The organism is Gordonia sp. 'Campus' (assembly GCF_022206305.1).
In the GTDB taxonomy this organism is placed as follows: Bacteria; Actinomycetota; Actinomycetes; order Mycobacteriales; family Mycobacteriaceae; genus Gordonia.
The window spans coordinates 52,778-71,162 of the sequence record NZ_JAKOIW010000003.1 but is presented as its reverse complement, the minus strand read 5'-3'; the positions used below and the strand labels follow the sequence as shown (position 1 = coordinate 71,162).

Annotated in this window: 18 protein-coding genes; 15 read left to right on the top strand and 3 right to left on the bottom strand. The window is 67.5% G+C overall.

The window, feature by feature from the left end:
* The first annotated feature begins 296 nt into the window (after nt 1-296).
* From MAY35_RS04090 to MAY35_RS04030, 13 genes are all read left to right on the top strand, one after another.
* Complete coding sequence (locus MAY35_RS04090) at nt 297-821, top strand: MSMEG_0572/Sll0783 family nitrogen starvation response protein (protein WP_238419481.1); 525 nt, start codon at nt 297-299, stop codon at nt 819-821.
* A gap of 14 nt (nt 822-835) precedes the next feature.
* Nucleotides 836-1,735 (top strand): carbon-nitrogen hydrolase family protein, encoded by a 900-nt coding sequence (locus tag MAY35_RS04085; protein ID WP_238419480.1) that lies wholly within the window; start codon nt 836-838, stop codon nt 1,733-1,735.
* On the top strand, nt 1,728-2,045 hold the full coding sequence (locus MAY35_RS04080; RefSeq protein ID WP_238419479.1) for an MSMEG_0570 family nitrogen starvation response protein: 318 nt from the start codon (nt 1,728-1,730) through the stop codon (nt 2,043-2,045). Before MAY35_RS04085 ends, MAY35_RS04080 begins: the two co-directional genes overlap by 8 nt.
* Complete coding sequence (locus tag MAY35_RS04075) at nt 2,042-3,313, top strand: MSMEG_0569 family flavin-dependent oxidoreductase (protein ID WP_238419478.1); 1,272 nt, start codon at nt 2,042-2,044, stop codon at nt 3,311-3,313. The genes MAY35_RS04080 and MAY35_RS04075 overlap by 4 nt, the downstream gene beginning before the upstream one ends.
* A 67-nt stretch (nt 3,314-3,380) precedes the next feature.
* Nucleotides 3,381-4,436, top strand: coding sequence for an MSMEG_0568 family radical SAM protein (locus tag MAY35_RS04070; RefSeq protein ID WP_238419477.1), 1,056 nt, complete (start codon nt 3,381-3,383; stop codon nt 4,434-4,436).
* 1 nt (nt 4,437) lies between these two features.
* Nucleotides 4,438-5,898, top strand: a complete 1,461-nt coding sequence (locus MAY35_RS04065) for an MSMEG_0567/sll0787 family protein (RefSeq protein ID WP_238419476.1) — start codon at nt 4,438-4,440, stop codon at nt 5,896-5,898.
* A gap of 61 nt (nt 5,899-5,959) precedes the next feature.
* Nucleotides 5,960-6,808 carry a carbon-nitrogen hydrolase family protein gene (locus MAY35_RS04060; protein WP_238419474.1) on the top strand — a complete coding sequence of 283 codons (849 nt, stop codon included), beginning with the start codon at nt 5,960-5,962 and terminating at the stop codon, nt 6,806-6,808.
* Nucleotides 6,805-7,932 carry an MSMEG_0565 family glycosyltransferase gene (locus tag MAY35_RS04055; protein ID WP_238419472.1) on the top strand — a complete coding sequence of 376 codons (1,128 nt, stop codon included), beginning with the start codon at nt 6,805-6,807 and terminating at the stop codon, nt 7,930-7,932. The genes MAY35_RS04060 and MAY35_RS04055 overlap by 4 nt, the downstream gene beginning before the upstream one ends.
* Nucleotides 7,929-8,888: an EamA family transporter gene (locus MAY35_RS04050; RefSeq protein WP_238419471.1), complete on the top strand. Its 960-nt coding sequence runs from the start codon at nt 7,929-7,931 to the stop codon at nt 8,886-8,888. Before MAY35_RS04055 ends, MAY35_RS04050 begins: the two co-directional genes overlap by 4 nt.
* Nucleotides 8,885-9,295: a nuclear transport factor 2 family protein gene (locus tag MAY35_RS04045; RefSeq protein ID WP_238419470.1), complete on the top strand. Its 411-nt coding sequence runs from the start codon at nt 8,885-8,887 to the stop codon at nt 9,293-9,295. The genes MAY35_RS04050 and MAY35_RS04045 overlap by 4 nt, the downstream gene beginning before the upstream one ends.
* On the top strand, nt 9,292-10,326 hold the full coding sequence (locus MAY35_RS04040) for an LLM class F420-dependent oxidoreductase (protein WP_238419469.1): 1,035 nt from the start codon (nt 9,292-9,294) through the stop codon (nt 10,324-10,326). Before MAY35_RS04045 ends, MAY35_RS04040 begins: the two co-directional genes overlap by 4 nt.
* The gene (locus MAY35_RS04035; protein WP_238419468.1) at nt 10,326-10,790 is read left to right on the top strand and encodes an SRPBCC family protein; all 465 of its coding nucleotides are present in this window, start codon (nt 10,326-10,328) and stop codon (nt 10,788-10,790) included. Before MAY35_RS04040 ends, MAY35_RS04035 begins: the two co-directional genes overlap by 1 nt.
* A gap of 29 nt (nt 10,791-10,819) precedes the next feature.
* Nucleotides 10,820-11,434: an FKBP-type peptidyl-prolyl cis-trans isomerase gene (locus MAY35_RS04030; protein WP_238419467.1), complete on the top strand. Its 615-nt coding sequence runs from the start codon at nt 10,820-10,822 to the stop codon at nt 11,432-11,434.
* 304 nt (nt 11,435-11,738) lie between these two features.
* Here the strand turns inward: MAY35_RS04030 and MAY35_RS04025 are convergent, their stop codons facing one another.
* The 3 genes from MAY35_RS04025 to MAY35_RS04015 form a co-directional block, all read right to left on the bottom strand.
* Entirely contained in the window at nt 11,739-13,154 is a 1,416-nt protein-coding gene (locus tag MAY35_RS04025) for a cytochrome P450 (protein ID WP_238419466.1), read from the bottom strand.
* Between the two features lie 100 nt (nt 13,155-13,254).
* Nucleotides 13,255-14,535 carry a glycosyltransferase 87 family protein gene (locus MAY35_RS04020; protein WP_238419464.1) on the bottom strand — a complete coding sequence of 427 codons (1,281 nt, stop codon included), beginning with the start codon at nt 14,533-14,535 and terminating at the stop codon, nt 13,255-13,257.
* Nucleotides 14,536-14,602: 67 nt separating this feature from the next.
* Nucleotides 14,603-15,874, bottom strand: coding sequence for a reverse transcriptase family protein (locus MAY35_RS04015; RefSeq protein WP_238419463.1), 1,272 nt, complete (start codon nt 15,872-15,874; stop codon nt 14,603-14,605).
* 409 nt (nt 15,875-16,283) lie between these two features.
* Between MAY35_RS04015 and MAY35_RS23200 the strand changes: the two genes are divergently transcribed.
* Together MAY35_RS23200 and MAY35_RS04005 are read left to right on the top strand one after the other, a co-directional pair.
* Complete coding sequence (locus MAY35_RS23200) at nt 16,284-16,802, top strand: GNAT family N-acetyltransferase (protein WP_238419462.1); 519 nt, start codon at nt 16,284-16,286, stop codon at nt 16,800-16,802.
* 258 nt (nt 16,803-17,060) lie between these two features.
* Nucleotides 17,061-18,317, top strand: a complete 1,257-nt coding sequence (locus tag MAY35_RS04005; protein ID WP_238419461.1) for an HNH endonuclease signature motif containing protein — start codon at nt 17,061-17,063, stop codon at nt 18,315-18,317.
* The last annotated feature ends 68 nt before the right edge of the window (nt 18,318-18,385 follow it).

The window sequence follows — 18,385 nt, the reverse complement described above, 5'->3', positions numbered from 1 at the left end:
TGTGTCCGACGAACCGGTCAGACCCCCGACCCGACCGGTTCGTCGGATTTCCAATTTCTGCGGGCCGATCCATGCCCGAGTGCCGCGAGCGCGAGTCGTGTTACGCGAACCGGCCGTTCATTTATTCCGTGGGTAACCAATCGGTAATCGACGACGAGTGAACTGTGTGTCGTAGCAATTATCGCTACTCGATCCCACCGGATTCGCCGGTCGAATCACTCAGGGCAACGACGCCCCGACCCCCTTCTCGCACGACGAGCCGCCATGCGGCGCGTCTCGCCATCCCAGGAGTTCCTGTGCCCTCTTTCGACGAAGCCATCACCGAGAACATCGCCGCGTCGCTCGCGGAGATCCCTCACCCCTCACTTCCCAAGGGCTCCAACATCTATGGCGGAACCAAGATCTTCCCCGACTACCAGGCCGAGAACGGCGAGAGCTACTTCACGCTGGTCCACGGCATCGCCCACGAGTCGTCGGTCTCCTTCGTCGCTGTCCTGCAGGCGACCCGTGCTCTGCGCAAGGGTTTCGAGTCGGCGATGTACTTCTACGGCCCCGGCGCCATCAATTGCCTTGCCACACGGGGATTTCCGACGACCGGCGATTCGGGATTCCCCGGCGAGCAGAACATCAACAACTCGCTCGAGACCTTCATCGCCGAGGGCGGCACGGTGTTCTGCTGCCGCTTCGGCCTCGCCCTGCACGGCGGCCGTGAAGAGGACCTGATCGAGGGCGTCATCCCGGCGCACCCGCTCGACGTCCAGGACGCGCTCATCCACTACGCCCGCAAGGGCGCGATCATCAACTCCACCTACATGGTCTGAGGACTCGAATCACCATGACCACCATCGGAACCGTCGCGGCCAACTTCACCCGCGATCTCGAGCAGAACTACGCGACCATCGAACACTACGTGGCCGAGGCACGGACGCGGGGCGTCGACTTCCTGGTGTTCCCCGAGGCGGCGATCGGTGGATACCTGTCGTCGCTGGGCAATCACGGCGACACCCGCAAGAACAACTCCCGGTCACTGCCGCCGGCGATCTCACTCGACGGGCCCGAGATCGCACGGGTCCAGTCCATCGTCGGAGACCTGGTGGTGGCCATCGGCTTCTGCGAACTCGGCGAGGACGGCGTGACCCGCTACAACGCGGCCGCCGTTCTCGACGGGAACCGGATCTACGGCAGCTATCGGAAAGTTCACCAACCGCTGGGCGAGAACATGTCGTACTCGTCGGGAGACGGTTACGGCGTCTTCGACACCCCGGTCGGGCGCATCGGGCTCCAGATCTGTTACGACAAGGCATTTCCCGAAGCTGCCCGCATCATGGCGCTCAAGGGTGCCGAGATCATCGCGAGCCTCTCCGCCTGGCCCGCAGCGCGCACCGCGACCGCGGAGAACCTCCAAGACGATCGCTGGACCTACCGGTTCAACCTCTTCGACACCGCCCGGGCACTGGAGAACCAGGTGTTCTGGGTCGCGGCCAACCAGAGCGGCACGTTCGGTTCGCTTCGCTACGTCGGCAACGCGAAGATCGTCGACCCGGGCGGAAACATCCTCGACACAACGCTTCTCGACGGCGGAATGGCAGTCGCCGAGGTGGACATCGCGGAGAGCTTCACCGCCATGCGGGCCGGCATGTTCCACCTGCGGGATCGGCGTCCCGAGGTCTACGGCATGCTCGCCGAGGCCGACTCCGCCGAAGACATCGCCTGGCGGGACCTCGCCCATGCCTGAGATGACAGTGCAGGTCCGGTGGCCCGATGGCGTTCTCCGCCAGTACTACTCCCCCAGTCTCGTACTGCACGACCATCTGGCCCCGGGGTCCTATCGAGTCGACGACTTCCGGTCTCGGGCGACCACCGCCCTCGACGAGGCCAGTGCGCGGGTCCGGGCCAAGTACGGCTTCGCCTGCACCTCAGCCGCAGCCTCGGCGGAAGAGATCGCCGTCGACGCCGGTCGCCACGCGGATTCGGCCGAGGTGGAGGTCATCTCGATGTATCCGCCACTGCCCGCACCCACCACTGCTTCCCAGGAGCACTCATGAACGCACACGTTCCCGTCGTCGTCATCGGCGGAGGTCAGGCCGGACTCTCGGTCAGCTGGTACCTGGGCGAGGCAGGCGTCGAACACCTCGTCGTCGAAGCCGACACCGCGGTGCACGCCTGGGCCGACAAGCGCTGGGACGAGTTCACCCTCGTCACCCCGAACTGGCACTGCCGGTTGCCGGGTTATTCCTACGACGGCCCCGACCCGGACGGGTTCATGACGCGCGACGAGGTGGTGGCCTGGCTGCACGGCTGGCTGGAGACCTTCGAGCCGCCGCTCGTCGAACACACACGGGTGACCCGCGTGCAGCGGCTGTCCGGTGACCGTTTCGAGCTGACGCTCGACGGCGGTGAGGGGGTTCGCACGCTCACCTGCGATCAGGTGGTCATCGCCACCGGCGGATATCCGCTGCCGGTGATTCCGCCCTTCGCGCCCTCCTTGGATTCGTCTGTGCACCAGATCCATTCCGAGGAGTACTTCAACCCGCAGCAGCTCGCCGACGGGGCTGTGCTGGTCGTCGGGTCCGGACAGTCCGGAACACAGATCGCCGAGGACCTGCACCTCGCCGGCCGTCAGGTCCACCTCGCGATCGGAAACGCCCCACGTGTCGCCCGTACCTACCGGGGACGGGACTGCATGACGTGGCTTGCCGACATGGGGCTCTACGACACCCCCACCCAGGAATACCCGGGCGGACGCGCGGCCCAGGAGAAGACCAACCACTACGTGACCGGCCGAGACGGTGGCCGGGACATCGACCTGCGCCGCTTCGCCGTCGAAGGCATGCAGCTCTACGGTGTGCTGACCGACGGCAAAGACTCGACGCTCCGGTTCGCGCCGACCCTCACCGATGCCCTCGACAAGGCCGACGCCGTCTACAACTCGATCTGCGGCGACATCGACCGGCACATCGACGCACACGGGATCGACGCACCCGCACCGTCGCGGTACGAGCCGGTATGGGCGCCCGAGAGCGACCCCACCGAACTCGATCTCGCAGCCGCCGGCATCACCTCCATCATCTGGGCCATCGGCTACCGGCCCGACTATCGATGGATCGAGGCCAGCGCCTTCGACGGGGGCGGCCGACCGATGCAGACCCGCGGGATCACCGAGGTTCCCGGGCTCAGCTTCATCGGCCTGCCGTGGATGCACACATGGGGATCCGGTCGGTTCCTGGGCATCGACCGGGACGCGAAACACGTCGCCGATCACATCATCGACGGCATCCGCAGCATGCGACCGCATCTGGTTGCTGCGCAGTAGTTCTGGGCCCTTCGAGGCTCGTCGCTAGCGCTCCTCACACCTCAGGGAGCGGAGATTAGGAGTACCCATGACGGTTTCCACCCGAGTCGATCTGGCGTTGCTCGGTATCCGGGGCGATCCCCCGCTGCAACGTAGTGGCGGAGCGGGGCCCAGCGACGACGGCCATCTGATGGTCGACGGACTGCACGCCGCAATCCCACGGAACCCGCAGAGTCCGTTCGTGTTCGACGGTGACCGTGTGCTCTACGACGGTGTCGACGTCGGCATCGAGGTCAGCGCGATCGGACGACCCCGGTTCTACGACCTGCAGACCGCGGACGGGGTGAGCTACGAGAAGATCGCGCGCCTGCACGGTCGCAACGTGCTGGCGACAACCGTCGTGCAGACCTGCATCCGCTACGCCGAGGACCAGCGGTGCCGCTTCTGCTCGATCGAGGAGTCGTTGCGGTCGGGATCGACTGTTGCGGTGAAGAAGCCCGACCAGCTGGCCGAGGTCGCTCGTGCGGCAGTCGATCTCGACGGCGTGACACAGATGGTCATGACCACCGGCACCAGCGCGGGAAAGGACCGCGGGGCGCGTCACCTCGCGCGGTGCGTCCGCGCGATCAGGGCAGCCGTGCCCGAACTGCCGATCCAGGTCCAGTGCGAGCCCCCGGCAGACCTCGCCGTGATCACCGAGTTGCGGGACGCCGGCGCCGATGCGATCGGTATCCACGTCGAATCGCTCGACGACGAGGTGCGTCGCCGGTGGATGCCGGGGAAGTCGTCGGTTCCGTTGTCGGAGTATAGCGAGGCGTGGGCCGAGGCGGTCCGGGTGTTCGGACCGAACCAGGTGTCGACCTACCTGCTCGTGGGTCTGGGCGAGGACACCGACGAGATGATCGCCGGCGCGAAAGAGCTCGCCGACATGGGGGTCTACCCGTTCATCGTGCCGTTTCGGCGCCACGCCGGAACCCTGGCGGTGGACGTCGACGACGCCCCGGCCCCGGATCCGGCGATCGTCGAGAAGATCAGCCGGGAGGTCGCCGGTCATCTGACCTTCATCGGGATGTCCGGCTCGGATCAGCGCGCCGGTTGTGCGGCGTGTGGGGCGTGCAGTCTGCTTCCGACAGTAGGGGGTTGAGATGTCACCAGTTTCCCGCACCGCGTTGTCCGAGTCGGTCGTCGGCGACCTGTCGATTCTGTCGGGACGGCGCCGGGTCGAGCCGCACTCCGAGTTTCTGATCACCGTCGCGGACACGTCCGCCCAGCACGGCGCCTACCGAGCGCTGCGGCATCGCGAATTCGTCGAACGGCAGCGGCTTTTCGAACGTTCCGACGTCGATGATCTCGACGCCGACCCCCGCACCACAGTGCTGGTGGCCACTCTCCCCGACGGGGGCGTCGCCGGCGGTGTGCGTGTCGCGCCCGCGCGGTGGTCGGGGGCCGTTCACGACGACATCGGGTGGTGGACGGGTAGTCGGCTCGTCGTCGCCGACCCAGGGCACGCTCCGGGTGTCGGACCCGCACTGATCCGGGCGGCGTGCGCGCACGTCGAACAACTGGGCGCGCTGCGGTTCGACGCCACCGTGCAGGACCGCTACGCATCGATGTTCGCCCGCCTCGGCTGGGAGGACCACGGCGCTGGTCCGCTGATCGAGGGCCGCTCTCACCGCGAGATGCGGTGGCCGATCGGTCGCATCCAGCAAACCGTGGACAGCACCAAAGCCGTTCTAGCAGAGGCGCTGGCACCGTTCCAGCGTCAGCCCGGTGGCTTGGGTGCGGCGGGTTTCCGCGGTGACGACGGTGTCCCGGTGCCGGGCACCGACGTGATCGCCGCCTGCGATGCGATCGTCCCCTCGATGATCGAGCGCGACCCCGAATGGGCGGGATGGTGCTCGGTGCTGGTCAACCTCAACGACCTCGGTGCCATGGGCGCGCGACCACTGGGCCTGCTCGACGCCGTGGGTGCGCCGACCACCTCCCATCTCACCCGGATCATCAAGGGCATCGCCTCGGCCGCCGCAGCATGGCGCACACCGGTTCTCGGCGGGCACACCCAGGTGGGGGTGCCGTCGGCCCTGTCGGTCACCGCGTTGGGGACGACGAGTCGTCCACTTCGCGCAGGCGGGGGCGCGGTCGGCGACACCGTCACCCTGCGTGCCGACCTCGGCGGATCCTGGCGGCCCGGCTACCACGACCGCCAGTGGGATTCGACGAGTTCGCGCAGCAGCGACGACCTCTGCGCCATGGGCGCGCACCTCGCCGAACTCGCGCCCGCGTCGGCGAAGGACGTCAGTATGGCCGGCATCGCGGGCACTCTCGGCATGCTCGCCGAGGCGTCAGGAACCGGGGCCGAGCTCGACGTGACCGCGGTGCCCCGACCCCGCGCGGCATCGATGGGCGCATGGCTGACCTGCTTCCCGGGTTACGCGATGCTCAGCACCGACCGCGCAGGCACCCGGCCGGCGGTCGCCGCGCCCGGCACGGTGACCGTCGCCGACTGTGGTCGTCTCACCGCCGAACCCGGTGTGCGGTTGCGGTGGCCAGACGGTGCGGTGACCGTGGCCGTGGCGTCGACCGTCACCGGGCTGGGCGCCGCATGAGACCGGCGAAGCTGAGCGCGCAATGGGTCGCGGCGCCGGAGACGACCGGTACAGTTCGGCCATGAGGACGGTCACCCTCGGTGCCCTGGCTGCGCACTTCGGTCGCGACGTGGAGCGCGGTGTCGACAAAGCCGTCGGCATCGTCGAAGCCGCGGCCCGCGACGGCGTCGACCTCCTCGTCTTCCCCGATGCCTCGCTCGGCGGATACCTCGGCGATCTGCAGCACCCCGATCCCGCCCAACTGCCGCCCGCACTCAGCAGCGATGGTCCGGAACTCGCCGCCATCGCCGCCGCCGCGGGCGAGATGACGGTCTGCATCGGCTACACCGAAGCCGTCGGCCATCAGCGATACAACACCGCCGTCTGCGTGTCCGGCGACGGCATCCTCGGCAGTCACCGTAAGGTCCACCAGCCTGCCGGCGAGTCTCTCGCCTACGCCGCCGGTGACGGTTTCAGCTCGTTCGACACCCCGGTCGGCCGGTTGGGCATGCTCATCGACTACGACAAGACATTCCCCGAGTCAGCACGGACCCTCGCCCTCGACGGGGCGCGCGTCATCGCCGCGCTGTCCGCGTGGCCGGCGAGTGTCACCGACCGCGCCGCACGACTCCCCGCCGATCGCCAGTCCCGTCTGTTCGACCTCTACGACTGTGCCCGGGCCGCCGAGAACCAGGTGTTCGTCGTGTCGTCGAATCAGACGGGGGTGATGGGGTCGCTGCGTTTCCTGGGTCAGGCCAAGGTCGTCGGACCGGGCGGGGACATCCTCGCGACGACGCGGTCCAAGGGTGGGATGGCCACGGCGACCGTCGATGTCGACGCCGACATCGACCGGGCGCGCCGGGTGCTGAGCCACCTCGCCGAACTGCGGCCCGACGCCTATCGGCCGTCGCTGTCGGCGGAACTACCATGACCGGGGTGAACTCCCCCACGCCGCGCGTCGCTCTACTCACGTACTCGACGAAACCCCGTGGCGGCGTGGTGCACACGCTCAACCTGGCCGAGGCGATGGCCCGTCGCGGAGTCGACGTCACGGTGTGGTCACTCGCGCGTGGCGGCGACGACGGTTTCTTCCGGGCGGTGGATCCGGCGGTTCGCGTGCGGCTCGTGCCGTTTCCCGACCGGGAGAACGAGACGATCACCGACCGGATCGTGCGGTCGATCGACACCCTGCGGGCCGCTTTCGAGCCCGAGGAGTTCGACATCGTCCACGCGCAGGACTGCATCAGCGCCAACGCCGTCGGTGACTGCATCCGCACGATCCACCACCTCGACCAGTTCACGACGCCCGTCCTCGTCGAGTGCCACGAGAAGGCCGTCGTCGCACCATATGCCCGGATCTGCGTGTCGCGTGCGGTAGCCGAGGAGGTGCGGCAAGGCTGGGGCCTGGACCCGACCGTGATCCCCAACGGCGTTGCCCACCAACGGTTCGCCGACGCCGCCTCGGACTCCCCGCCCGCCACCGACGCACGACGACGATGGTCGGAACAGCTCGGTGACTACGTGCTCGCGGTGGGCGGGATCGAACCCCGCAAGGGAAGCATCGACCTCCTCGAGGCGTATGCGGCACTGCGGGAGCGTCATCCGGATCTGACGCTGGTCTTCGCCGGTGGCGAGACCCTGTTCGACTACCGCGACTATCGCGCCGAGTTCGACCGTCGCCGAGCCGCCCTGGGCATCGAACCCGTGGTGCTCGGTAACGTCGCCGACAACGACCTGCCATCGCTCGTCGCCGCGTGTCTAACGTTCGCGTTCCCGTCGGTGAAGGAGGGATTCGGGCTCGCGGCGATGGAGGCGTTGGCCGCGGGCAGGCCGGTGGTCGCGCGGGACCTGCCGATCCTGCGAGAAGTGTTCGGCGACACCGTGACCTATGCCTCGACCGTGCCCGAACTCGCGACGGCACTCGAGAAGTCCCTGGAGCCCGATGACGACCGACGTCAGGCGGGGCAGGCGCTGTCTGCGTCACTCACCTGGGACGACGCCGCACGACGCCATCTCGAGTTCTACGCGCGTCACCCGCAGCCGGCACGCGGATGAGCGGCGACGCCCGATCGTCGGAGCGCGTCGGGATGGTTGCGGTGGCGCTCACCGCCATCCTGTGGGGTACTTCGGGCACGGTCGCCGCGCTCGCACCGGCGCTCAGCGCCGTCACCATCGGCGCGGTCGCGATGTGCGGCGGGGGGCTCCTGCAGGCTGCGGCCAACGTACGCGTGCTCCGCGCCTCGTGGAGCGCGCTGATCGCGCAGTGGCGGGTCGTCGTGGTGGGCGGTGTCTGCGTGATGGTCTACCCGCTGTGCTTCTTCGGCTCGATGCGCATCGGTGGCGTCGCACTCGGCACCGTGGTGTCGCTGGCGTCGGCGCCACTGGTGTCGGCGGTCATCGAGCGGATCGCCGACAACCGGCGACTCACCCGGCGATGGAGCGCCGCCTGCATGCTCGGCATCGTCGGTAGCGCCGCCCTCGCACTGTCGCGCAGCGAGTCGTCGCACGCGGACACGGTCTCCGGCGGTTATTCGGCCGCGCTCGGTGTCGGTCTCGGTCTGCTGGCGGGGCTGACGTACGCCGGATTCTCGTGGGCGATGCGCCGGCTGATGAACCGGTCCGTCCCGCGCGGCGCCGCGGCCGGCAGTGTCATGGGCCTCGGCGGACTGCTGCTGGTGCCGGTGGTCGCGGTCGGTGTGCCGACGATCGTCGAGCATCCGCACACCCTCGTCGTTCTCGGTTATCTCGTCGTGGTCCCACAGTTCCTCGGGTACGTGCTGTTCAGTCGCGGGCTCGGTCGCATCGACAGCTCCACGGCCACCACCATCACGTTGATCGAACCGGCCGTGGCGACAGCGTTGGCCGTCGTGGTGCTCGCCGAACCGATCACCGTCGTCGGATGGCTGGGCATCGCCGTACTGGCCACCGCGTTGGTCGTACTCCTGGCCCCGCGTCGCGGGACATCGGTTAGCGTCGAACCGAGATCCATCGACAGGGAGGTCGACGTATGAAGCAGTTCCGAGATGCCGTCGAGGCGCGCGACGAGCAGGCGATGAGATCGCTGCTCGCCGACGACGTCGTGTTCACCAGTCCGGTCGCGTTCAAGCCGTATCCGGGCAAGGCGATCACCGCGGCCATCCTGCGGGGCGTGCTGCGCGTCTTCGAGGACTTCCGCTACATCCGGGAGATCAACGACGCCGGCGGGCAGGACTCGGCACTCGTCTTCGAAGCCGTGGTGGGCGGCAAGAAGATCACCGGATGCGACTTCATCCACGTCAACGCCGAAGAAAAGATCGACGACCTGATGGTGATGGTCCGGCCGCTGTCGGGCGCCCAGGCCGTCGCCGAGGCGATGGGTGCCCAATTCGACCAGATCGCTGCCGAAGCTGCTGCCGAATCCGAAGGGGCGAATCAGTGAAACTCGGTCTGCAGCTCGGATATTGGGGTGCACAACCGCCTGCCCATCACGCCGAACTCGTCGCCGCGGCGGAATCGGCCGGCTTCGACAGCATCTTCACCGCCGAGGCGTGGGGATCCGATGCCTACACGCCTCTCGCCTGGCTGGGTTCATCGACCGAGCGTGTGCGCCTGGGGACTTCGGTGCTGCAGCTCTCGGCCCGTACGCCGACCGCCTGCGCGATGGCCGCACTCACCCTCGACCATCTGTCGGGCGGGCGGCACATCGTCGGACTGGGCGTCTCGGGACCGCAGGTCGTCGAAGGATGGTACGGGCAGAAGTTCGCCAAACCCCTTGCGCGCACACGCGAGTACATCGACATCATGCGTCAGGTGTGGGCACGAGAGGCGCCCGTCAGCAGCGCCGGCCCGCACTACCCGCTGCCGTTCGACGGTGAGGGCGCCTCGGGACTGGGCAAGACGCTCAAGCCGATCACGCACCCGCTGCGCAGCGACATCCCCGTGATGCTCGGCGCGGAAGGCCCCAAGAACGTCGCACTGGCGGCCGAGATCGCCGACGGGTGGCTGCCGCTGTTCTACACCCCGCGGATGGCGGACACCTACAACGGGTGGCTCGACGAGGGTTTCACCCGTCCCGGTGCGCGACGAAGCCGGGAGGACTTCGAGATCTGTGCCACCGCACAGATCGTGGTCACCGACGACAAAGAGGGCACCTACGCGGCCATCAAGCCATTCCTGGCCCTGTACATGGGCGGAATGGGTAGCGAAGACACCAATTTCCACGCCGAGGTGTACCGCCGGATGGGTTACGCCGACGTCGTCGACGAGGTCACCGCGCTCTTCCGCAGCAACCGGAAAGACGAGGCGGCACAGATCATTCCGGATGCCGTCGTCGAGGATTCGGCGATCGTGGGCGACCTCGACCACGTCCGCGAGCAGATCAAGGTGTGGGAGTCGTGCGGGGTCACCACGATGCTCGTGTCGCCCGGGAGCGTCGCCGAGGTCGAGCAGCTCGCCGGACTGATCCGCTGATGCTCTCCCCCGCCCGCGTCACCGTCATCGACTCGGTGGTCGCGTTCGACGCGCCGATCGACGTCGTCTTCGACTACCTCGCCGACCCGGCGAACCGTCCGGAGTGGCAGTCGAGTCTGCGTCGCATCGACGATCTTCGGCAGGTCGGTGACCGGGCGGGCGGGGTCGGCACCAGCTGGACCGACGTCACCGTCGTGCCGGGTGTGTCGCCGCGGATGGAGGTCACGGCCTGCGAACCGGGGCGAGTGTGGCGCGAGATCGGACGGTGGCGTTCGGTCGATGCGGTGCTGACGCTGACGTTCGAGGAGCGTGAAGGCGGTACCGACGTGCACGCCGAAGCGGTGCTGACGGTTCCGGCTGTCGGCGGGCTCGTGCTGAGTGCGACCCGGTGGCCGGCCGCGCGAGCCGTGCGAGCGGATCTCGACCGGGCGGCCCGCATTCTGGCCGGTCGCAGCTCTCGGTGACTTCGTGCGGCTCGGGTAGCGTTCCCTGGGTGAACATCAAGAACGCGATCCTCGTCCTGGGCGCCGCAGTGGTCCTGACCGTGGCCGGCTGCAGCTCTGATTCCGATTCCGGTTCCGGCACAACGGAACCGACCGCGACAGCGGCAACGGGAGGAGCCGACGCCGGTGGCTCCGACTCGGGCGCGGCGAGCTGCCCCACCGCACCCGCCAAGGCCGATGCCACACCGCAGTGGAGCGAGAAGGGTGCCACCGGCGGACTCCAGATGGTCGCGTCGACGGCGACCGAGGCGCCGAAGATCACCATCGAGACGCCGCTGAGCGTGACCGACACCCAGGTGAAGACGCTCGTCGAGGGCGATGGCGCCATCGTGCCGGAGACCGCATCGGTCAGCGTCTGCTACGTCGGGGTGAACGGCCGCACGGGTCAGACCTTCGACAGCGCGTACGAGAGCGGCACGCCGGTCGACTTCCCGCTCGACGGCGTCATCCCCGGATTCAGCAAGGCGATCGCCGGGCAGAAGGTGGGGTCCAAGGTGGGCGTCGCAATGACCTCCGCCGACGGTTACGCCTCCGGAAACCCCCAGGCGGGCATCGAGGTCGGTGACACGCTCGTCTTCGAGATCAGCATCCTCAACGCGTCGTAGGGGCTGACGTTTGGCGTTCGAGTGGACTGCACGGTCGACGCCAAACGACGCACGGTCGACGGAAACACCCGCACAGTCGACGGAAAAGGGTGCACGGTCGACGAGGGTCTGCGGGCGGCGAAGTCTGCTCCCTGAGGTGCGAGCGCAGCGAGCCTCGAAGGGTCCCAGCCGATATCACAGCTGGGGCCCTTCGTGGCTCGTCGCTTGCGCTCCTCACACCTCAGGGAGCGAAGCAATTGTCGCCTTCGCCCTCACACCTCGGGAAGCGGTGGTCGCCTTCGCTCGTCGGGGCTGAGGCAGCGGGTCAGATCTTTCGGTGCCGCAGGTTGATCGGCAGGCCGTCGGCCGGGGTCGGGCCGGTGCCGTAGGTCAGCTCGGGGCGGTAGCCGGCCGGGACGTCCCACTCGAAGCGCTGCAGCATCTGGTGGAGGATCGACTTGACCTCCATGCCACCGAAATACAGGCCGATGCACTTGTGTGCGCCACCGCCGAAAGGTGCCCACGCGAATCGGTGGACCTTGTCCTCGCGACGCTCGTCGGAGAAGCGCTCCGGATCGAAGTGGTTCGGGTTCGGCCACCATTCCTTGCGCAGCATGGTCGCCCACGGGTGGATGGCGAGCAGGGTGCCCTTCGGGATGTAGTGGCCGCAGACCTCGGTGTCCTCGATGGCCATGCGGAACAGCATGCCGACCGGGGCGTTGAGACGCAGCGTCTCCTTGAACGCGAGCTCCATGCTGGGGAGCTTGTCGACGTCGTCGTAGTCGATCGTCGGCTTGTCGAGCGCGAGCGATTCCTCGCGGAGGCGCTGCTGCCACTCGGGGTTACGGCCCAGGAAGTAGGTCAGCATCGACAGTGCGATGGTGCTGGTGTCGTGCGCGGCCATCATCACGAAGATCATGTGGTTGACGATGTCCTCGTCGGAGAAGGTCTCCCCCTCGTCGCTCTCGGCGTTGCACAACACGCTGAAGAGGTCGTCGCCGTCGTTGCCGCGACGCAGCGGGATCTCGGAGCGGAACCACTCCTGCAGCGCCTCGCGACCGCGGAGGCCCTGCGCCCAGGTCCAGTTGCCGACGTCCTTGCGGACCATCGCCTGGCCGCCGCGCACGGCAGCCTCGAAAGCGTGCTCGAGGCGGTGGGCCTCGGATTCGCTGACGTGCGCACCCATGAACACCTCGGTCGCCAGCGAGAGCGTGAGGTCCTTGGTCCGGGAGTACATGCGGAAGCCGTTGCCCACCTCCCAGTTGGCCAGGGTCTTCTCGATGTGCGGCGTCATGATGTCGAGGTAGCCGTTGAGCCGGGGCCGGCTGAACGCCTGCTGCATGATGCGGCGGTGCTGCATGTGCTCGTCGAAGTCCATGAGCATGACTCCGCGGCGGAAGAACGGGCCGATCATCGGCTCCCAGCCGAGTTCGCTGGAGAACGCCTTCTTGCGGTTCATCCAGACGGCCTCGATGGCATCCGGTCCGACGAGGGTGACCATGTTCATGCCGAGCGCACCCGACCACGACACCTGGCCGTACCTCTCGTAACGGTCCATCGCCGACTTCAGCGGGTCGACCAGGGCCTCCAGCGTGTTGCCGAGCCACGGGATCCCCGGGTCGCCCATCACCGGCTTGAGGTCCGAGCCCTCGGGTGGCTCGGCCAGAGGTCGCGCCGAGCTCGGGTACCGCCGGCTCGCCGCCGCCAGCACGGTTTGGATCTGCTTCTTCCGACTCGCCATCTGCTTGCCACTCCCCATTGATCCGATGTGCGTTACATCACTATGCACCATTGGAACGGATATTAGCGAATGTTTCAAGCGTGCGGGGTCGACGGGGTGTTCAGACGGGTTGTGTCCGCGTGTCGCGCAGACTTCGTGCGCCGATCAGACGCGGCGCGGAGACCCCCAGTGCCATGAGTACCACCAAGCCCCAGAGCAGGTACGACGATCCGATCAAGTGCTGCCACCACATCCAGGACAGCTCGGCGTCGTAGCGCTGCGGAACGAGTTGATGGGGCGCCGCGGCGAAGATGACCACACCCGACCCGACGAGCCACCACCACGCCGACGACGCCTCCGGCCGGGTGGCGAGATGGACGAGGACGAGGAGTAGCGGGACGATCCAGACCCAGCTGTGGTCCCATGCGACCGGCGAGCAGTACAGCGCCGCGCAGGCCACCGCGATCAGCGCCGCGAGATCGCCGGGGCCGGTCGTCGCGGTGTGGGCACTGCTTGGCGCCGCCGACAGCAGTCGCCAGGCCACCCAGGCGATCAGCAGCCCCACGACCATCGAGACGAGGAACCACGCGAGGTCGGAGTCGAGGCCGAGACGTCCGAGTTCGCCCTTGATCGACTGGTTGTTGGCGAAGTGCGGACTACCGATGCGGTCGGTGTCGAACAGGGTCGACGTCCAATAGGTGATCGAATGACTCGGCGTCAGCAGATATCCGAGACCGGCGTACCCGACCGCCGATACTGCGGCGACGGCGAGCGCACGCCAGTCCCGCCGCAGGAAGAAGTACAGCAGGAACACCGCGGGGGTGAGTTTGATGGAGATGGCGAGTCCGACGAGCAGCCCGTTCCACCAGCGGCCGCGGCCGAGCATCGTGTCGACGACGACCAGCGTCATCAGCACGATGTTGATCTGCCCGAAGTTGAGCGTGTCGCGAACCGGTTCGAGCCACAGCCCGATCGTCGTGGCGACTAGTGCCAGCCACCACACGTCGGCCGACGGACGGCTCACGAGGCGCGACATCACGATCCGGCACACCAGGAGAAGACAGCCGATGGAGATGGCGGTGAACAGGATCTGCCCCAGCCACAGGGGGACGATCGTGAACACCGAGAACAGGCCGGCGGCGAGGGGTGGATAGGTGAAGGGCAGGTAGGCCCCTTCGGCGAGACGTGGGAGGACGCCGTACAGGTCGCCGCCGTCGATCAGTACCCGCCCGCCCATGCGGTAGACGTCGAAGTCGATCCGGTACGGCGTCGGTGGCTGATTCGGGAGGACGACGATCGCCAGAATCGAACTGATGACGAACGCGGCGAGCGTGCCGCCTCGGGCCCGGGCCGATCCCAGGTAATGGTCCAGTGCACGATCGGTCTTCACTGCAGGTGTCACGAGCCCTCTCTTCCGAGCGGATCGTATCGCGGTGACCTCGCCTCTCGCGCCGCGCGTGCTCTGGCCGTCAGGCGTCCCAGTCCACCGCGTCCGCCATCGTCAGGAGCCGTCGGCGTCGCTCGTCACGCGTCGCGCCGACCCATGCGATCAGTCCGTACACGTGGGCCCGGAAGTCGGGGTGGTCGTCGTGGTTCTGCGACGACGCGCCATGCTGACGGGCGTTGTGGAGCAGGGCCCGCAGGTTGTCGTAGTCCGACCGGGCGACCTGGGGCCGGTCGTTCACCACCAGGCCGGCGAGGCGCTGCTGCTGATGCCGACGCATGATCCGGACCTTGTCGTCGTGCGCCGTGAAGTCCTCGGCCTCGGCGACGCGCAGGACGGTCCACAGCGCACGGTCGGCGTCCATGGAGTCGCCGGAGAGGGCGAGATCGTCACCGTAGCGGGTGTACCGGAGGCCGTGGCGTCGTGCGTAACCGTCGAGGCGGCGGTCCAACGGACGCATGACGAGGTTGGCGAGATGGGGTGACGTCGGTGCGCCCTGGGGCAGATGGCGTTCGCGCAGCAGTGCGGCGTGCCCGGTCTCGATATCGCGCAGTTCGTCGACAGGTGTTGTCGTGGTGCACAATTCGGCAAGGACGCGAGCGATGTGCGGTGGGTACCCGGCATCGCGGAACACCGCCCGGACGCGCCGGTCGGTGATCGATTCGAAGCAGTGACGCAGATCGACCCGCAGCACGACCGGGCGGTCGGTGTGGGGCCACGCGAATGCGGCGGCCGACGAGCCGGGTACGAATCCCCGCGCGGCCCGATGCGCCGGAATCTTCTCGACGAGCCGACGGAGCAGGCGCCGTTGGGTCTCGCGGAGCCGCGGCTTGGGCGCTTCCAGGAGTCGCACGCCGTCGCGCTTGGGACGCTGCCAGATCCGGTAGTGCCGCAACGGAGGATGCGCCGTGCGCAACCATCCCCCGCGGTCGGCGAACCACTCGAGTTCGGGGACGGTGAAGTCGAGCCAGTGCGCGAGCTGGGTGATGTCGTAGAGATCCGGCAGTTCGTCGGGAACCGTTCCGGGCGAGATCGGTTCACGAAGGATCAGCGGCTCGCGGACCGGCTCGGGCGGATGGGTCCACGGGGCGAGGGCCTCGGTCATGAGCTCGGCGGCATGACGCGGTTCGTGTGGGGACAGCTCGAACACGCGCTCTGCGACGTCGTCGACGAAGTGCGCGGGGATCACCGCACGCAGCGCGGCCACCACCTCCGGCCAGGTCCAGGCGGCGTAGGTGCGCGCGAATGCCGCGGCGGTCTCGGCCGCGTCGGCGGCGGTCAGGAAGGGATCGGTCATGCGGCGGCCGACCATCGCGGGCCGCGCCGGTGATGAACGACGGGTGTGGTGACCAGAACCGTGGTGCCGCGGCGCCGTGGAGCACGTGCAGCGTGCGGGCCGGCGTCGGACGCAGGAACCAACTGTGGACTGCACCCAGGGGTTACCCCTGAGACGGATCGAAACGATCCCCTCTCACCTCGCCCGTCGTTCATCTCGGACCATGCTGCCACGGGAGTGCGACAGAGGATGGAGAAGCAGACGGGAGCAAGTCACGGGTGTGCGACTACGGTGACGGCCCGCCGTCGGCGAACGTCTGTCCTGGAGTGGACGGCGTCGCTACTCTGACAGGTGCCCCGCTGCCCGCCCCGACGTCAGACCCGAGGGAACACGGCTTGCCCCGCATCCGGGTCTGGTAGATCAGGTCTCTGTGGGTAGCTATGAGATTCGGCCTGTCAAGGCGAGCGACCTCGAGCAGATCTCTGAAGCGCACACGGCCATCTGGAAGGCGACCTACACGGGCATGGTGGCGCAGGACAGGCTCGATGCACTTACTCCTGCACAGTCGGCTGCCCGCTGGCGTGAGACGGTCGGAGACTTCGAAAGCCAGGCTGCGCGCCGGGTTCAGCTCCGGTGCGCGACGTCCCTCGTCACGCAGGAGATGGTCGGCTTCGCAATCAGCGGCCCGGCTCGCGATCGCAACCCTCCCGCCGCGACTGAACTGTGGTCTCTGAATGTCGTTCCCCACCATCACGGCACTGGCGTGGCCTTGAACTTGATGACCTCAGTGCTCGGCGGAACCGGGATTGCAACCTACCTGTGGGTTGCACGCGACAATTCGCGAGCCGTGGCGTTCTATCTGAAACACGGTTTCGAACTCGACGGTGCCACACGTTACGACCCCGAGTGGAGCTGCCGCGAAGTACGCATGACCGTCGGCCAGGCATGAAGGCTCTGACATCCGACCGCTCGGCATGCCAATGGAGTCTTGGGCGAACCGCAAGCGACGAGACGCCGGATTCTCTGGCGGCTGGCTGTCGCCGAGAAGCGCAGGGTGACGACTGACAGGGCGCTTTCCGGGCCCGCTGCGATACTACTGTGACTGGTGTTCACCTCTGTTGACGATAAACGCACAGTCAACGAATGCTGCTACGGCACAATTCTTTTCGATCCAATAGGGCTGGGGATATACCGTGGCGTCGAACAAATGTTCGCGTACAGTGGAGTCATGCCAGAGCTCGCCGATCTCCTCGATCAGCTCATCGAGACCGCACCGCCCGCCGATGACCCCACGGGCAGAGTCACTTTCGACGCACTTACCACCCTGCGGTTGATCCGCAACGTTGTCGATCACCAGATCGTTGCTCACACAGCGCAACTCGATGCGCTGGGTGTCGCACGCAGAACCGGTAGTACCACCCGAAAGCTGCTGATCGAGATGGGCCATCCTCCGGCTGTGGCATCACGAATCATGCGGAGTGTCGATGCGCTCCACACCCTGCCCACACTCGCCCGCCACGCCGCTGACGGACGTCTGCCTGGCGAAGTCGTCGACGCCATCGCCCGCGGCATGACACACATCGACCGACGCTCGCCCTCAACGCCTGTCGACGAGAGGCGCGCTGCGCACGAGACCGAGCTGGTCGGTCACGCGCTGTCCGGTGCGACGCCGGCTGAGATCGAGCGCCGGGCCCGCACCATCGGCAACGCCATTGCCGACGTCACCGGTATCCCCACTGCCGACGACGCATCCCTGAACACTCTCAACGTCCACACCACCGACGACGGGCGAGTCGGCATCCGCGCCGACCTCACCCAGACCGTCGGCGAGAAGTTTCTGACGATGATCGACGAACGGGCCTGCCCACGTCCGGAGCCCGACGGCGCTGACGACCGGCGCACCGCTGAACAACGTCGCGCCGACGCTTTCGAGTTGCTTCTCGATCAGGCCGCCGTGGGTGCGAGCATCGACAGCGTCGGTTCCCCACGCACCCAACTCACGGTGACCATTCCCGCCACCGGCGCCGACCCGGCCACCTTGCCGTGGACGGGATCGGTCAGTCAGGCGACCGCCCAGCAGATGTCGTGTGATGGAACGCTCACCGAGATCATCCTCGACGGCGAAGGGGTGCCCCTTCAGATGGGACGCACCCACCGACTCTTCCCAGCACATCTGAGAAGGGCCGTGATCGTGCGAGACAGTTGCTGCGTCAAATGTGGTGCACCACCATCCCATACGCAGGTGCATCACATCGCGCACTGGGCTGACGGTGGCGCCACCGACCTCGACAACGGGTGTCTGCTCTGCCAGCGTTGCCACACCCAGGTCCACCACCACGGGTGGGACATCGTCACGGGATTCGACCGACATCCGTGGTTGGTCCCGCCGGCCACCATCGACCCACAGCGCCGACCGTTACCTGCCTACAACCGACGCACGATGCGACTCGACGACGCCGCCTGACCTCGGCACACACTGCGCAGAACCTTTCGCACCCGGGACTCCCGGGACCGCATCTGTTCCTTGACAAC

What these genes read in the sequence shown, in the direction of transcription:
- MAY35_RS04085 (WP_238419480.1), top strand. Translation starts at nt 836, where the DNA reads ATGACCACCATCGGAACCGTCGCGGCCAACTTCACCCGCGATCTCGAG.
- MAY35_RS04080 (WP_238419479.1), top strand. Translation starts at nt 1,728, where the DNA reads ATGCCTGAGATGACAGTGCAGGTCCGGTGGCCCGATGGCGTTCTCCGC.
- MAY35_RS04075 (WP_238419478.1), top strand. Translation starts at nt 2,042, where the DNA reads ATGAACGCACACGTTCCCGTCGTCGTCATCGGCGGAGGTCAGGCCGGA.
- MAY35_RS04070 (WP_238419477.1), top strand. Translation starts at nt 3,381, where the DNA reads ATGACGGTTTCCACCCGAGTCGATCTGGCGTTGCTCGGTATCCGGGGC.
- MAY35_RS04065 (WP_238419476.1), top strand. Translation starts at nt 4,438, where the DNA reads ATGTCACCAGTTTCCCGCACCGCGTTGTCCGAGTCGGTCGTCGGCGAC.
- MAY35_RS04060 (WP_238419474.1), top strand. Translation starts at nt 5,960, where the DNA reads ATGAGGACGGTCACCCTCGGTGCCCTGGCTGCGCACTTCGGTCGCGAC.
- MAY35_RS04055 (WP_238419472.1), top strand. Translation starts at nt 6,805, where the DNA reads ATGACCGGGGTGAACTCCCCCACGCCGCGCGTCGCTCTACTCACGTAC.
- MAY35_RS04050 (WP_238419471.1), top strand. Translation starts at nt 7,929, where the DNA reads ATGAGCGGCGACGCCCGATCGTCGGAGCGCGTCGGGATGGTTGCGGTG.
- MAY35_RS04045 (WP_238419470.1), top strand. Translation starts at nt 8,885, where the DNA reads ATGAAGCAGTTCCGAGATGCCGTCGAGGCGCGCGACGAGCAGGCGATG.
- MAY35_RS04035 (WP_238419468.1), top strand. Translation starts at nt 10,326, where the DNA reads ATGCTCTCCCCCGCCCGCGTCACCGTCATCGACTCGGTGGTCGCGTTC.
- MAY35_RS04025 (WP_238419466.1), bottom strand. Translation starts at nt 13,154, where the DNA reads ATGGCGAGTCGGAAGAAGCAGATCCAAACCGTGCTGGCGGCGGCGAGC.
- MAY35_RS04015 (WP_238419463.1), bottom strand. Translation starts at nt 15,874, where the DNA reads ATGACCGATCCCTTCCTGACCGCCGCCGACGCGGCCGAGACCGCCGCG.
- MAY35_RS04005 (WP_238419461.1), top strand. Translation starts at nt 17,061, where the DNA reads ATGTTCGCGTACAGTGGAGTCATGCCAGAGCTCGCCGATCTCCTCGAT.